Genomic DNA, 13576 nt, shown 5'->3' with positions numbered 1-13576 from the left:
AGGCAATACACATGGGCAAGTCAGTCGTGATCCTCGGCGCGCAGTGGGGCGACGAGGGCAAGGGCAAGATCGTCGACCTGCTGACCGAGCGCGTCGGCGCCGTCGCACGCTTCCAGGGTGGCCACAACGCCGGCCACACCCTCGTCATCGGCGGCAAGAAGACGGTCTTGCACCTGATTCCCTCGGGGATCCTGCGCGAAGGCGTGGCCTGCCTGATCGGCAACGGCGTGGTGCTCTCGCCGGCCGCGCTCCAGCACGAGATCGCCGAGCTCGAAGGGCAGGGTGTGGAAGTGCGTTCACGCCTCAAGATCAGCCCGGCGACGCCGCTGATCATGCCGTACCACATCGCGGTCGATCAGGCGCGCGAAAAGGCCTCCGGCACGAAGGCGATCGGCACCACCGGGCGCGGCATCGGTCCGGCCTACGAGGACAAGGTCGCACGCCGCAGCATCCGCGTCGCCGATCTCATGTATCCATCGGAACTTCCCGACAAGCTGCGCGCGGCCGTCGACTACCACAATTTCGTGCTCACCCAATGGCTCCACGCCGAGGCGGTCGATTTCCAGAAGACGCTCGACGATGCGCTTGCCTTCGGTGAGTACCTGCGGCCGATGATCGACGATGTCTCGACCTTGCTCTACGACGCGCGCCGGCGCGGCGAGAATATCCTCTACGAAGGTGCGCAGGGCGCCCTGCTCGACATCGACCATGGCACCTATCCCTACGTGACATCCTCGAACACCACGGTCGGTGGTGCCTTGGCCGGCACCGGTGTCGGTGCCTGCGACATCGACTATGTGCTCGGCATCTGCAAGGCCTATGCGACGCGCGTCGGCAGCGGTCCGTTTCCGACCGAATTGCACGACGACATGGGTGAGCGCCTGCGCAAGATCGGCAACGAGTTCGGCGCCAGCACCGGTCGTCCGCGCCGTTGCGGCTGGATCGACCTCGTTGCACTGAAGCGTGCCACCCAGATCAACGCGATCAACGGCCTCGCCATCACCAAGCTCGACGTACTCGACGGCCTGCCGACAATCAAGGTCTGCATCGCCTACGAATACCGCGGCAAGCGCCGCGAACTTGCCCCGCTCGACGCCGACGGCTGGGACGAGTGCAAGCCGGTCTACCTCGAGTTTCCCGGCTGGGACGAGCAGACATCGGGCGTGCGCGAGTGGAACCGGCTTCCCGCCGCCGCCCGCGCCTACCTGCGCGCCGTCGAGGAACTGTCCGGCTGCCACCTCGCCCTCGTCGCCACCGGCGCCGACCGCGACGACACGATCGTGCTGCGCGATCCGTTTGCCTGACGGGCGACAGCTCCGCAAACGAAAAACCCCGCGCGTCGGCGGGGTTTTCGTGAGAACCTGCGCGGGATCATCATGCGCAGGTCCAAGCCGTTGGTGCCCAGGAGAGGACTCGAACCTCCACGGTTTTACCCGCTAGTACCTGAAACTAGTGCGTCTACCAATTCCGCCACCTGGGCATGCCGCCTGGCTGGGCCAAACGGGGCGCGAACGATACTGGGCGCGCCCGAGGCCTGTCAATCATGTTGATGCGCGCTGATCGACGATCCGCGCCACAAGGAGTCATGGACAAAGTGACCAAGAAGACCAGCAGGAACACCGCACGCCCGTCGAAGAGCAAGGCCAAACCGCCCGCGCGCGGGAAGGTCGCGACGCCGGCCGCCAAGGCCGGTGCGAAGAAGTCGAAGGCGAAAGCCGCGCCGTGGCTGCCGCCGGTGTTTGCGCCGGCGAAAGGCAAGCCTACGGTGTCGCGCAAGGCCGGGACATCCGGTGCATCGCCAGCGGCCAAGGTGACGCGTGGACCGAAGCCGTGGGCGCCTGCACGGGAAGCCGCCGTGCATGGCAAGCCGCGCAAGCAGTCAAGCGACGAGGCGGCACGCGGCAAGCTGGTGCGCGATCCGTTCGCCGAGCGCGAAGCGCAGCGTTACGCGCGGCCGATCCCGAGCCGCGAGGCGATCCTCGCCCTGCTCGGCGAGCAGGCCGAACTGCTGAAGACCGAGGCCATTGCGCGTGCGCTCGGGCTTGCCACCGAGCAGGATGTCGAAGCGCTCAGCAAGCGCCTCGCCGCGATGGTGCGCGACGGCCAACTGCTGCAGAACCGCCGCGGCGGTTATGGCGTGGCCGAGAAGCTCGACCTCATTCCCGGTGTGGTGCTCGCCAACGCCGAAGGTTACGGATTCCTGCGCCCGGACAGCGGCGGTGAGGATCTGTACCTGTCGCCGGCGCAGATGCGTCCGGTGCTGCATGGCGACCGTGTGCTCGGCAGCGTCGTCGGCGTCGACCGCCGCGGACGCCGCCAGGGTGCGATCGTCGAAGTGCTCGAAAGGCGTTCGCCGCGCCTGGTCGGCCGAGTCATCGTCGAGAATGGGTTGACCCTGGTCGCGCCGGATGATCGTCGGGTGCACCAGGACGTGCTGATTCTTCCGGGGGAGTCGCAGGGCGCGCGCGCCGGCCAGATCGTGATTGCCGAAATCAGCGATCCGCCGACCGCGTATCGCGGGCCGATGGGCAAGATCCTCGCCGTGCTCGGCGAGCGCCTGACCCCATCGATCCTCGTCGAGATGGCGATCGCCAGCCATGGTCTGCCGAGCGCCTGGCCGGAGACGGTGTTGCGTGAAGCGGCCGACGTCGAGCCGGCCGTGTCAAAAGCCGAGGCGGCCGGGCGCATCGACCTGCGCAAGCTGCCGCTGGTGACCATCGACGGCGAGGATGCGCGTGATTTCGACGATGCCGTCTACGCCGAACCGAACGCACAGGGCTTCCGTCTCGTCGTCGCCATCGCCGACGTCTCCCACTACGTGCGCATCGGCAGTGCGCTTGATGACGAGGCCTACAGCCGTGCTACTTCGGTGTATTTCCCGGGGTTCGTGGTGCCGATGTTGCCGGAGTCACTGTCAAACGGCATCTGCTCGCTGAACCCGCGCGTGGATCGCTTGTGCATGGTTTGCGACATGCAGATCGACCGCAGCGGCGAGGTGACGCGCTCGACCTTCCACGATGCCGTGATGCGCTCGCACGCGCGCCTGACCTATACGCGCGTGTGGCAGGCGATTGGCGAGAAGGATGCCGATGCACGCGACGAGCTCGGTGCGTTGCTGCCGCATGTCGAGCACCTGCACCAGCTCTACAAGGTGCTCGCCAAGGCACGCCAGAAGCGCGGTTCGATCGACTTCGAATCGAGCGAAGTCAAGTTCCGCCTCGGTGCGGCGGGCGAGGTGATCCAGCTCGGCAGCGAGCCGCGCAACGATGCGCACAAGCTGATCGAGGAATGCATGATCGCGGCGAACGTCGAGGCGGCGAAGTTCCTGCTGCGCAAGCGCATCCCTGCGCCCTACCGCGTGCACGAGCCGCCGCCGGTGTCGAAGTATGACGATCTGCTCGAGTTCCTGCGCGAGTTCAAGCTGAACCTGCCGCCGGCCGGTGAAGTCAAGCCAGCCGATTTCGCCGCGCTGCTGAATAAGATCCGCAAGCGTCCGGATGCCAGCCTGATCGAATCGGTGTTGCTGCGCTCGCAGAGCATGGCCGTGTATCAGCCGGAGAACACCGGCCATTTCGGCCTTGCACTGGAATCCTATGCACATTTCACCTCGCCGATCCGGCGCTACCCGGACCTGCTCGTGCACCGCGCGATCCGTCATGCGATCGGCGGTGGCAAGGCCTCCGGCTACGCATACTCGCCCACGCAGATGACATCGATGGCGGTGCATTGTTCGCACAATGAGCGGCGCGCGCAGGAGGCCGAGCGCGACGTCGACGAGCGTTACAAGTGCGCGTGGATGGAGAAGCACGTAGGCAGCGAGTTCGACGGTGTCGTCTCGGGCGTCGCCTCGTTCGGCCTGTTTGTCGAGCTGAATGATTCGAAGATCACCGGTCTCGTCCATATCACGCAGTTGCCGAACGACTATTACCACTATGACCCGGTGCGCCATCTCCTCAGCGGCGAACGCCGCGGCATGAAATTCCGCCTCGGCGATGCGGTGCGGGTGCAGGTGCTGCGTGCCAGTCTCGAGGATCGCAAGATCGACTTCCGCCTGATCGCGGATGCGCGCGGGCAGGGAAGGGCGGCTTTTTCGTAGGAGCGCCCGCAGGAGCGCATTCAGGCGCGATGCTTCTTCTCTAACCGCCACAACGAAGAAATGCATCGCCCCTGAAGGGGCTCCTGCAGCAGCCTGTTATCGCCGGTCAGAACGCATCCGCCGGCACGCGCACCGCACCTTCCATCAGCACGCGCGCACTGCGGCTCATCACCGCCTTGGTCACGGTCCATTGGCCGTCGACCTGTCGCACATCGGCGCCGACGCGCAGCGTGCCGGACGGGTGGCCGAAGCGAACGACATCACGCGTGCCGCCGCCGGCGGCGAAGTTGACCAGGGTGCCGGGTATGGCTGCGGCGGTGGCGATCGCCACCGAGGCCGTACCCATCATTGCGTGATGCAGCTTGCCCATCGACAGCGCGCGCACGTTGAGGTCGATGTCGGTGGCGGTGATCCGCTTGCCGCTGCTCGATGTGTAATCCTTCGGCGGGGCGACGAAGGCGATCTTCGGTGTGTGCTGGCGCTTCGTGGCTTCCTCGGGTGTGGCGATGAGGCCCATGCGCAGTGCGCCGGCCACACGGATCGCCTCCAGTCTGGCCAGCGCTGCCCTGTCGTCGTTGATCGCCGGTTGCAGTTCGGTGCCGTCGTAGCCGATGTCGGCAGCGTTGACGAAGACGGTCGGGATGCCGGCCGTGATCATGGTGGCGTTCAATGTGCCGATGCCTGGCACGTCGAGCGGATCGACCAGGTTGCCGGTCGGGAACATGGCGCCGCCGACGTCGCCTTCGCCTTCGTCAGCCGGATCGATGAACTCGAGGACGATCTCCGCGGCGGGGAAGGTCACGCCATCGAGCTCGAAATCGCCGGTTTCCTGCACCGCGCCATCGACGATCGGCACGTGCACGATGATCGTCTTGCCGATGTTGGCCTGCCACACGCGCACGGCGAACATGCCGTTGCGCGGCAGGCGCGACGCATCGATGAAGCCGGCGGCTATCGCGAATGGACCGACCGCGGTCGACAGGTTGCCGCAGTTGCCGCTCCAGTCGACGAAGGCGGTGTCGATCGACACCTGGCCGTACAGGTAATCGACGTCGTGGTCCGCTCGTGTGCTGCGTGAAATGATCACGCACTTGCTCGTCGACGACGTTGCTCCGCCCATGCCGTCGGTGTGCTTGCCATATGGGTCCGGCGAGCCGATCACGCGCATCAGCAGCGCGTCGCGCGCCGGCCCCGGCACGCGCGCGCGTTCGGGCAGGTCGTCGAGACGGAAGAACACGCCTTTGGAAGTGCCCCCGCGCAGATAGGTGGCGGGAATGCGGAGCTGCGGCAAGTGGGTCATGTCGTGGTTTTGGCTACGGATGGGATCAGGCTGCGGGTTGCCCTGGGCGAGTGTTCGCTCGAAAGGCCTTCAGTCGGTTCCGCGCACTCGGGGAGCGATCCGGCGAAAGCCTCAGGCCGCCAGGGAAGGCCTGATCAAGCCCCGCAAGGCTGAAGCCGCCCCACAAGGCCCTGATTTCGCGGGAGCGACCTCGGTCGCGAAGGGCAAGATCAGAGTATCCCCAATTCGGGCATTCTGCCTCATGTGTCGGCTGGAATCTGCTTCGATCAGTCGTGCGCGTCGATCGGGGCGCGTGGCTGACCGCAGATGCAATGATCTCGGGCCTCGCCCTGCCGGGGCGGACCGACGGTCCGTCGAGGCAGCGCCACAGGCTCGGCTCTCCGTTGCCGCCGAATCGGCGCGCCGTGGCATGCTCGCACCGGGGTCCGTTCGCCGGAGGCATCGTGCGCAATCCTCGTCGTCGTTGGCTGCGTGGGTCGGGTCTGGTGGTCATGGTCTGGCTGGCCAGTGCGTTGTGGCAGTCGTTCAAGCCGCTGCCGGCAGGCATCGGTATTGAAGGCCCGTGGCGGCCGGCGCAGGACACGGCCTTCCTCGCCGACGAGACCTGGGTGGATGCGCAGGAGATGCGCCACAGTCGTCAGGCGATCTTCGACACGGCCTTCGCGATGATCGCGCAGGCGCAGCGTCTCGTCGTGCTCGACATGTTCCTGTTCAACGACTTCGGGGGCAGTGCACTGCGACCGCTGAGCGCCGAGTTGACCGAAGCATTGCTGGCACGCAAGGCCGCCAAGCCTGGGTTGCGCATCGTCATCGTCACCGACCCGATCAATACCGTCTACGGCGGCCTGCAGGATCTGCGACTCGCCCGCCTGCGTGCTGCCGGTGCCGAGGTGATCGTCACGGATCTGTCGGCCCTGCGGGCATCGAATCCGCTCTGGTCCGGGCCGTGGGCACTGTGCTGCGGCTGGCTCGGCAACGATGTCAACGGCGGTTGGCTGCCCAATCCGCTCGGCGCTGGCAGGGTTGGCCTGCGCAGTTGGCTGGCGCTGGCGAACTTCCGTGCGAACCATCGCAAGACCCTCGTCGTCGATGCCGGTGACGATTGGCAAGCACTGGTGACTTCGGCGAATCCGCACGATGCGAGTAGCGCGCATGGAAATGTCGCCATGCGCTTTTCCGGCATGGCTGCACTCGACCTGGTCGCAAGCGAGGCCGCGGTCGCAGCGTTTTCCGGGTTGCCGCTCGAGGGCTTGCCGTCGGCGTCGGCGGCAGCAGCGGACGCCGGCGAAGCGCGTCTGCGCGTGCTCACCGAGGGGGCGATCCGGCGTGCATTGATCGGCACGATCGATCGGGCCGGCGCGGGCGATGCGCTCGATGTCGCAGTGTTTTACCTGGCTGATCGCGGCGTGATCACCGCGCTGAAGGCTGCTCATGTGCGCGGTGTCGCCTTGCGCGTGCTGCTCGATCCGAACGAGGACGCGTTCGGCCGCAAGAAGAACGGCGTGCCGAACCGCCAGGTCGCGGGCGAACTTGTCGCCGCGGGCATCGCCTTGCGCTGGTGCGACACGCACGGCGAGCAATGCCATGCCAAGCTGTTGCTGCATCGCGGTGCGCGCGAGGCAACGTTGGTCGTCGGCTCGGCCAATTTCACCCGGCGCAACCTCGACGATCTCAATCTCGAAACCAGCGTCGAGCTGAGGGCGCCACGCGGACATGCGGCGGTAGCCGATGCCGCGGACTGGTTCGAGCGTCAGTGGGTCAATGACGCGGACCGGAACGCCAGCATCGACTACTCGCACTACGCCGACGATGCGCTGTTGCGCCGCATGTGGTATCGCGTCGGCGAGGCGCTGGGTTGGTCAACGTGGTGAGGTGTGGGTGGGTGCTACGCGTCGCGGCGGTGTGCGAATGCAGCCGATGTGTTTGCGCCTTAGGAAACCGTCGTAGGAAACGGCTTTAGCCGTGATGCTCGTTCTGTACAACGCTGCAAAGAAGAAGCATCACGGCTAAAGCCGTTTCCTGCGGCCGATTCCTGCAGCCGTCTCTTGTGAGCCTTCCTACGCCGCCTTGTTCGAGTCGAGGAAATCCTGGGCGAAGCGTTGTAGCACGCCGCCGGCTTCGTAGATCGAGACTTCCTCGTCTGAGTCGAGGCGGCAGGTGACCGGTACCTCGACGCGTTCGCCGTTCTTGCGGTGGATGACCAGGATCAGCGTGGCGCGCGGTTTGCGCTGGCCGATGACGTCGAAGGTCTCGCTGCCATCGATCGCATGCGTGTGACGGGTCTCTCCCGGTCTGAACTCGAGCGGGAGCACGCCCATTCCGATCAGGTTGGTGCGGTGGATGCGCTCGAAGCCTTCGGCGACGATCGCCTCCACGCCAGCGAGGCGCACGCCCTTTGCGGCCCAGTCGCGTGAGCTGCCTTGGCCGTAGTCGGCACCGGCAATGATGATGAGTGGCTGCTTGCGGTCCATGTAGGTCTCGATCGCTTCCCACATGCGCATGACCTTGCCGTCCGGTTCGAGGCGGGTCAGCGAACCCTTCTTCACCTGCCCGTCGACGACAGCCATCTCGTTGACGAGCTGTGGATTGGCGAAGGTTGCACGCTGCGCGGTCAGATGGTCGCCGCGATGAGTGGCGTATGAATTGAAGTCCTCTTCCGGCAGGCCCATTTTCGCGAGGTATTCACCGGCGGCGCTCTCGCGCAGGATCGCGTTCGACGGCGACAGGTGGTCGGTGGTGATGTTGTCGGGCAGAACAGCCAGCGGCCGCATGCCCTTCAGCGTGCGCTCACCGGCGAGTGCGCCTTCCCAGTACGGCGGCCGGCGGATGTAGGTGCTCATCGGACGCCAGGCATAAAGCGGATCGACCTTGGCGTCGCGCTGCACGCGTGCGGCGAACATCGGTTCGTAGACACGGCGGAACTGCTCGGGCTTCACGCTCTGTTTCACCACTGCGTCTATCTCGGCATCGCTCGGCCAGATGTCCTTGAGGCGCACCGCGTTGCCGGCGCCGTCGATGCCGAGCACGTCCTTCTCGATGTCGAAGCGCACGCTGCCGGCGATCGCGTAGGCAATGACCAGCGGCGGTGAGGCAAGGAAGGCCTGCTTCGCATACGGATGGATGCGTCCATCGAAGTTCCGGTTGCCGGACAGCACTGCGGTCGCGTAGAGGTCTCGGTCGATGATTTCCTGCTGGATCTTCGGGTCGAGCGCGCCAGACATGCCATTGCAGGTCGTGCAGGCGAAGGCGACGATGCCGAAACCGAGCTTCTCGAGCTCCTGCAACAGGCCTGCCTCTTCCAGATAGAGTTGCACGGCCTTCGAGCCTGGCGCGAGTGAGGATTTCACCCACGGCTTGCGCACGAGGCCATGTGCATTGGCATTGCGTGCAAGCAGGCCGGCGGCGATGACGTTGCGCGGGTTGGAAGTGTTGGTGCAACTCGTGATGGCGGCGATGATGACCGCGCCATCCGGCATCAGGCCTTGCGCTTCCTCGGCCTTGCCGGCTTCGAGCTTGGCTTCGTCGGCGATGCCGCGCTCGGCCAGCGCCGAGGTCGGCAGGCGCCGGTGAGGGTTCGACGGCCCGGCCAGGTTGCGCACGACGGTCGAGAGATCGAAGCGCAGCGTGCGCTCGTAGCGCGCGCCGACCAGACTGTCGGCCCAGAGGCCGGCGATCTTGGCGTAGGTCTCGACCAGGGTGACCTGTTCGTCGCTGCGACCGGTCAGGCGCAGGTAGTCAATCGTCTGCCGGTCGATGAAGAACAGGGCGGCGGTGGCGCCGTACTCGGGGCACATGTTCGAGATTGTCGCGCGGTCGCCGATGGTCAGGGCGGCGGCGCCTTCGCCGAAGAACTCCAGATAGGCGCCGACCACCTTCTCCTTGCGCAGGAACTCGGTCAAGGCGAGCACGACGTCGGTGGCGGTGATGCCGGGTGCCGGCTTGCCGGACAGCTCGACGCCGACGATGTCGGGCAGGCGCATCCATGAGGCCCGACCGAGCATGACGTTCTCGGCTTCGAGGCCGCCGACGCCGACCGCGATGACGCCAAGCGCGTCGACGTGCGGCGTGTGGCTGTCGGTACCGACGCAGGTGTCGGGGAAGGCAACGCCGTCCTGCACGTAGATCACCGGCGACATTTTCTCCAGATTGATCTGGTGCATGATGCCGTTGCCGGGCGGGATCACATCGACGTTCTCGAAGGCGCGTTTGGTCCAGTCGATGAAGTGGAAGCGGTCCTCGTTGCGGCGGTCCTCGATCGCGCGATTCTTGGCGAAGGCATCCGGATCGTAGCCGCCGCATTCAACCGCGAGCGAGTGGTCGACGATGAGTTGCACCGGAACCACCGGGTTGACCTTGGCCGGGTCGCCGCCCTTGGCGGCGATGGCGTCGCGCAGGCCGGCAAGGTCGACCAGGGCGGTCTGGCCAAGGATGTCGTGGCAGACCACGCGCGCCGGGAACCATGGGAAGTCGAGGTCACGTTTGCGCTCGATCAACTGGCCGAGATAGGCGTCGATGTGCGATGGATCAGCCTTGCGCACGATGTTCTCGGCATGCACGCGCGCCGTGTACGGCAGCTCCGCCCACGCACCGGGCCGGATCGCGTCGACGGCGGCCCGCGCATCGAACCAGTCGAGTGTCGTGCCGGGAAGCGGTTTGCGGTACTGGTTGTTCATGGCGGGCTTCGTGCGGGAAGGGGGCTGGCCGGTGCGCATCGCGCCGTGTTGCCGATGCGTCGGCGATTTTAACGCGAGCGCTGTCCGCATGGGCCTGCGACTTTCGCCGCATGGCAATCCGGTCTCGCTGGAGCGTGCATGGTGTTGCCGCATGCAGCCCGGACGGTGTGCTGACTGAACCCTGGGTGGTTTTCTGCGAGACTGCGCGCCTCTCCCCGTCACCGCGCATCCCATGAGCACCGAACTCCTGATCGGCATCCACTCCGTCGAGGCCGCGCTGAACTACGACGCCGGCAACATCGTCGAGCTGTATGTCGAATCCGACAGCCAGAACCCGCGCGTGCGCGAGCTGGCCGAACGCGCGCGCGAGCTGGGTGTGAAGCCGCATGCGCGCGACCGTGCCGCGCTCGATCGCATGACCGGCGGTGGCCGCCACCAGGGCGTGGCCGCGCGCTACAAGGCACCGCCGGCGCGCAGCGATGCCGAGCTGCCGGCGCTGATCGAGGCGGCAGGAAGCGAGGCGCTGTTTCTCGTCCTCGATGGCGTCACCGATCCGCACAACCTCGGCGCCTGCCTGCGCAGCGCCGAAGCGGCCGGCGTCACCGCGGTGATCGTGCCGAAGGACCGTGCGGTCGGCATGACCGCCACCGTGCGCCGCGCCTCGGCCGGTGCTGCCGATCGGGTGCCTCTGGTCGCCGCGACCAACCTCGCCCGTGCGCTGCGCGTGTTGAAGGACGCCGGCGTGTGGCTGACCGGCCTGGCCGGCGAGGCAACGATATCGCTGCACGCGATCGACTTCCGCGGGCCGGTGGCTATCGTCATGGGTGGCGAGGGTGAGGGCATGCGCCGGCTCACGCGCGAGGCCTGCGACCATCTCGCCCATATTCCGATGAAGGGCCGTGTCGAGAGCCTCAATGTCTCGGTGGCAACCGGCATTGCCTTGTTCGAAGTGTTGCGCCAGCGCGGGGCGGGGCGGTGACGATCGCCTGGCACGACTTCGCCGGCTTGGTCGGCGTCGGCTTCGTCCTGGTGGCGTATCTGCTCGTGCAGACGCGTCACCTCGACGCGCGGCGGCCCATGTACCTGCTGGTCAACGCGCTCGGTGCCGTGCTTGTGCTGGTTTCGTTGTGGTACGCCTTCAACCTAAGCGCCTTCGTCATCCAGTGTGCCTGGATCCTGATCAGCACCTATGGACTTGTGCGCTGGTGGCGTGATCGCGCTTGAATCTGCTTGTCCCTTCTCCCCGCATGCAGGGAGAAGGGATGGCAGTCTTCAATCGCGGATGCCGAACGCGTCGAGAATGAAGGCATAGACGTCAGCGGCCTCGTCGATCTGCTTGCTGGTCGGCTTGCCTTGGCCATGGCCGGCGCGCACATCTATGCGGATCAGTGCCGGGCGTGGCGGATTCATCGCCTGCAGGGCGGCGGCATACTTGAAGCTGTGCGCCGGGAACACTCGATCGTCGTGGTCGCCGGTGGTGACCAGGGTGGCCGGATAGTCGATGCCGGGCTTGATGTTGTGCAGCGGTGAGTACTTGAGGATCGCGGCGAACTCATCAGCGTTCCTGACCGAACCGAAGTCCGATTCCCAGGCCTTGCCGATGGTGAACTCGCGGAAGCGCAGCATGTCGAGCACGCCGACCGCCGGTATCGCAGCGGCGAACAGGTCGGGGCGCTGCAGTTCCACCGCGCCCACCAGCAGGCCGCCGTTCGAGCCGCCGCGGATCGCGAGCTTCTTCGGCGAGGTGACTTTTTCGGCGATCAGGTGTTCGGCGGCGGCGATGAAGTCGTCGAACACGTTCTGCTTGTTGAGCTTCGTGCCAGCCTCGTGCCAGGCGCGGCCATACTCGCCGCCACCACGCAGGTTGGCCTCCACGTAGACGCCGCCGCGTTCCAGCCAGGCGATGACGGCCGGGGAGAACGCCGGTGTCCTCGAGATGTTGAAGCCACCATAGCCATAGAGGATGGTCGGGTTGTTGCCGTCCAGCCGCAGGCCCTTCCTCGAATTGATGAACATCGGCACGCGCGTGCCGTCGCGGCTGGTGTAGAAGACCTGGCGCGTGGTGAACACGGATGTGTCGAGTGGATAGTCCGGCGCGATCACCCGCTCGCTGCGGCCGCTGGCGAGGTCGAGGCGATAGATCGACGGTACGTCGGTGTAGCTCGTGTAACCGAAGTAGCTCTCCTGGTCGCCCACCTTGCCGGTGAAACCCGTCGCGGTGCCGAGGCCGGGCAGTTCGACCGTGCCGAGGGGCGTGCCGTCGAGCGCGATGCGGCGCACTTCGCTGTGCGCGTCCTTGAGGTAGTTTGCAACAAGCTGACCACCGACCAGTTTCGCGTCGGTGAGTGTTTCCGCCGCCTCGGGCACGACCTCGCGCCAGTGCTGGCGTGTCGGCTTGGCGATGTCGATCGCGACAATCCGATAGCGCGGCGCGTTGTCGTCGGTCAGCACGTAGAGCGTGCCTTCCTTGCTGCCGAGCACTGCGTAGCTTGCCGTCCAACCGCCGATCAATTCCCTGACCGTGGCGTTCTTGCTGCGCAGGTCGCGGTGGAGCAGCAGGTTCTTCGGTTCGGTGCTGCGCCAGACGCTGATGAGAAGATGCCGGCCGTCGTCGGTGACCTTGGCGCCGAAGCCCCAGTCGGGCTCATCCTTGCGCTCGTAGACGAGGCGATCGTCAGCCTGCGACGTGCCGACGCGATGGAAGTACAGCTTCTGGAACTGGTTGACGGCCTTCAGCGCGTGCTCGCCCTCGGGCTTGTCGTAGCGGCTGTAGTAGAAGCCGGAGCCGTCGGCCGCCCACTCGACGTCGGAAAACTTGACCCAGTCGAGCATGTCGTCGAGCGGCTTGCCGCTGGCGACGTCGAGCACGCGCCACTGCTCCCAGTCCGAGCCGCCCGAGGAAAGGCCGTAGGCGAACAGCTTGCCGTCACGACTGAACTCGCCACCCTTGAAAGCCACCGTGCCGTCGCTCGACAACGTGTTCGGATCGAGCAGCACGCGCGCCTCGCCACCGCCCGGCTTGTCGGTGACGTAGAGCACCGCCTGGTTCTGCAGGCCATCGTTGCGCATGTACGCATACAGGTCGCCGTGGCGCTCGTACGGCGTGTAGCGCTCGTAGTTCCACAACTGCTCGAGACGCTGGCGCAGCGCGGCGCGCTGCGGAATCGCATCGAGATGGCGCTGGGTCAGCGCATTCTGGGCCTCGATCCAGGCGCGCGTCTCGTCCGAGTCGAGTTCCTCCAGCCAGCGGTACGGATCGGCGATGCGCGTGCCGTGGTAGTCGTCGACCTGGTCGACACGGCGGGCGGCAGGGTAGGAGATCGTCGTGGTCACGGCGGGGGCGGCCTTGGCTGAATCGGGGGCGATGGCGGCCGGCTTGCAGCCGGCAAGGACACCGATCGCCACGCCGGCCAGGGCGGGCAGGAGATTCGGGATTCGGAACATGGGATGAGAGTCGCCCAGGGGTTGGAACCGCGACTATAGCGGTGGCGACCGTTCGAGTCAGGC

The 13576-nt window shown here is 66.2% G+C and carries 8 protein-coding genes and 1 tRNA gene; 5 read left to right on the top strand and 4 right to left on the bottom strand.

Annotated features, from left to right (window positions below; translation table 11 throughout):
- Positions 1–11: 11 nt before the first annotated feature.
- Positions 12–1304: an adenylosuccinate synthase gene (locus KF907_RS15215; protein WP_291221765.1), complete on the top strand. Its 1293-nt coding sequence runs from the start codon at positions 12–14 to the stop codon at positions 1302–1304.
- Positions 1305–1395: 91 nt separating this feature from the next.
- Here KF907_RS15215 and KF907_RS15210 read toward each other — a convergent pair.
- Positions 1396–1480 (bottom strand) — tRNA-Leu (locus KF907_RS15210).
- 105 nt (positions 1481–1585) lie between these two features.
- Between KF907_RS15210 and rnr the strand changes: the two genes are divergently transcribed.
- Positions 1586–4096: a ribonuclease R gene (rnr, locus tag KF907_RS15205; RefSeq protein WP_472843886.1), complete on the top strand. Its 2511-nt coding sequence runs from the start codon at positions 1586–1588 to the stop codon at positions 4094–4096.
- Between the two features lie 106 nt (positions 4097–4202).
- Here rnr and prpF read toward each other — a convergent pair whose 3' ends face one another.
- Positions 4203–5396: a 2-methylaconitate cis-trans isomerase PrpF gene (gene prpF / locus KF907_RS15200; protein ID WP_291221763.1), complete on the bottom strand. Its 1194-nt coding sequence runs from the start codon at positions 5394–5396 to the stop codon at positions 4203–4205.
- 443 nt (positions 5397–5839) lie between these two features.
- Here prpF and KF907_RS15195 point away from each other — a divergent pair, with 443 nt between their 5' ends.
- Positions 5840–7267, top strand: coding sequence for a phospholipase D-like domain-containing protein (locus tag KF907_RS15195; RefSeq protein WP_291221761.1), 1428 nt, complete (start codon positions 5840–5842; stop codon positions 7265–7267).
- A 186-nt stretch (positions 7268–7453) separates the two neighbouring features.
- Here KF907_RS15195 and acnD read toward each other — a convergent pair whose 3' ends face one another.
- Positions 7454–10069 carry a Fe/S-dependent 2-methylisocitrate dehydratase AcnD gene (gene acnD / locus KF907_RS15190; protein ID WP_291221760.1) on the bottom strand — a complete coding sequence of 872 codons (2616 nt, stop codon included), beginning with the start codon at positions 10067–10069 and terminating at the stop codon, positions 7454–7456.
- A 232-nt stretch (positions 10070–10301) separates the two neighbouring features.
- On the opposite strand from acnD, the gene rlmB reads away from it, so the two are divergent.
- On the top strand, positions 10302–11048 hold the full coding sequence (rlmB, locus tag KF907_RS15185) for a 23S rRNA (guanosine(2251)-2'-O)-methyltransferase RlmB (protein WP_291221758.1): 747 nt from the start codon (positions 10302–10304) through the stop codon (positions 11046–11048).
- Complete coding sequence (locus tag KF907_RS15180) at positions 11045–11293, top strand: CBU_0592 family membrane protein (protein ID WP_291221756.1); 249 nt, start codon at positions 11045–11047, stop codon at positions 11291–11293. Before rlmB ends, KF907_RS15180 begins: the two co-directional genes overlap by 4 nt.
- A 48-nt stretch (positions 11294–11341) precedes the next feature.
- On the opposite strand, the gene KF907_RS15175 is transcribed toward KF907_RS15180, so the two are convergent.
- Positions 11342–13513: a prolyl oligopeptidase family serine peptidase gene (locus KF907_RS15175; protein WP_291221754.1), complete on the bottom strand. Its 2172-nt coding sequence runs from the start codon at positions 13511–13513 to the stop codon at positions 11342–11344.
- Between the last annotated feature and the right edge of the window lie 63 nt (positions 13514–13576).

The sequence above is a fragment of the Dokdonella sp. genome (assembly GCF_019634775.1).
In the GTDB taxonomy this organism is placed as follows: Bacteria; Pseudomonadota; Gammaproteobacteria; order Xanthomonadales; family Rhodanobacteraceae; genus Dokdonella.
The sequence above is the reverse complement of the archived record's forward strand: the minus strand, read 5'-3'. Positions and strand labels throughout refer to the sequence as shown.

Excerpts from the sequence above, each read along its gene's own strand:
- KF907_RS15215 (WP_291221765.1), top strand. The coding sequence starts at position 12 with ATGGGCAAGTCAGTCGTGATCCTCGGCGCGCAGTGGGGCGACGAGGGC.
- rnr (WP_472843886.1), top strand. The coding sequence starts at position 1,586 with ATGGACAAAGTGACCAAGAAGACCAGCAGGAACACCGCACGCCCGTCG.
- prpF (WP_291221763.1), bottom strand. The coding sequence starts at position 5,396 with ATGACCCACTTGCCGCAGCTCCGCATTCCCGCCACCTATCTGCGCGGG.
- acnD (WP_291221760.1), bottom strand. The coding sequence starts at position 10,069 with ATGAACAACCAGTACCGCAAACCGCTTCCCGGCACGACACTCGACTGG.
- rlmB (WP_291221758.1), top strand. The coding sequence starts at position 10,302 with ATGAGCACCGAACTCCTGATCGGCATCCACTCCGTCGAGGCCGCGCTG.
- KF907_RS15175 (WP_291221754.1), bottom strand. The coding sequence starts at position 13,513 with ATGTTCCGAATCCCGAATCTCCTGCCCGCCCTGGCCGGCGTGGCGATC.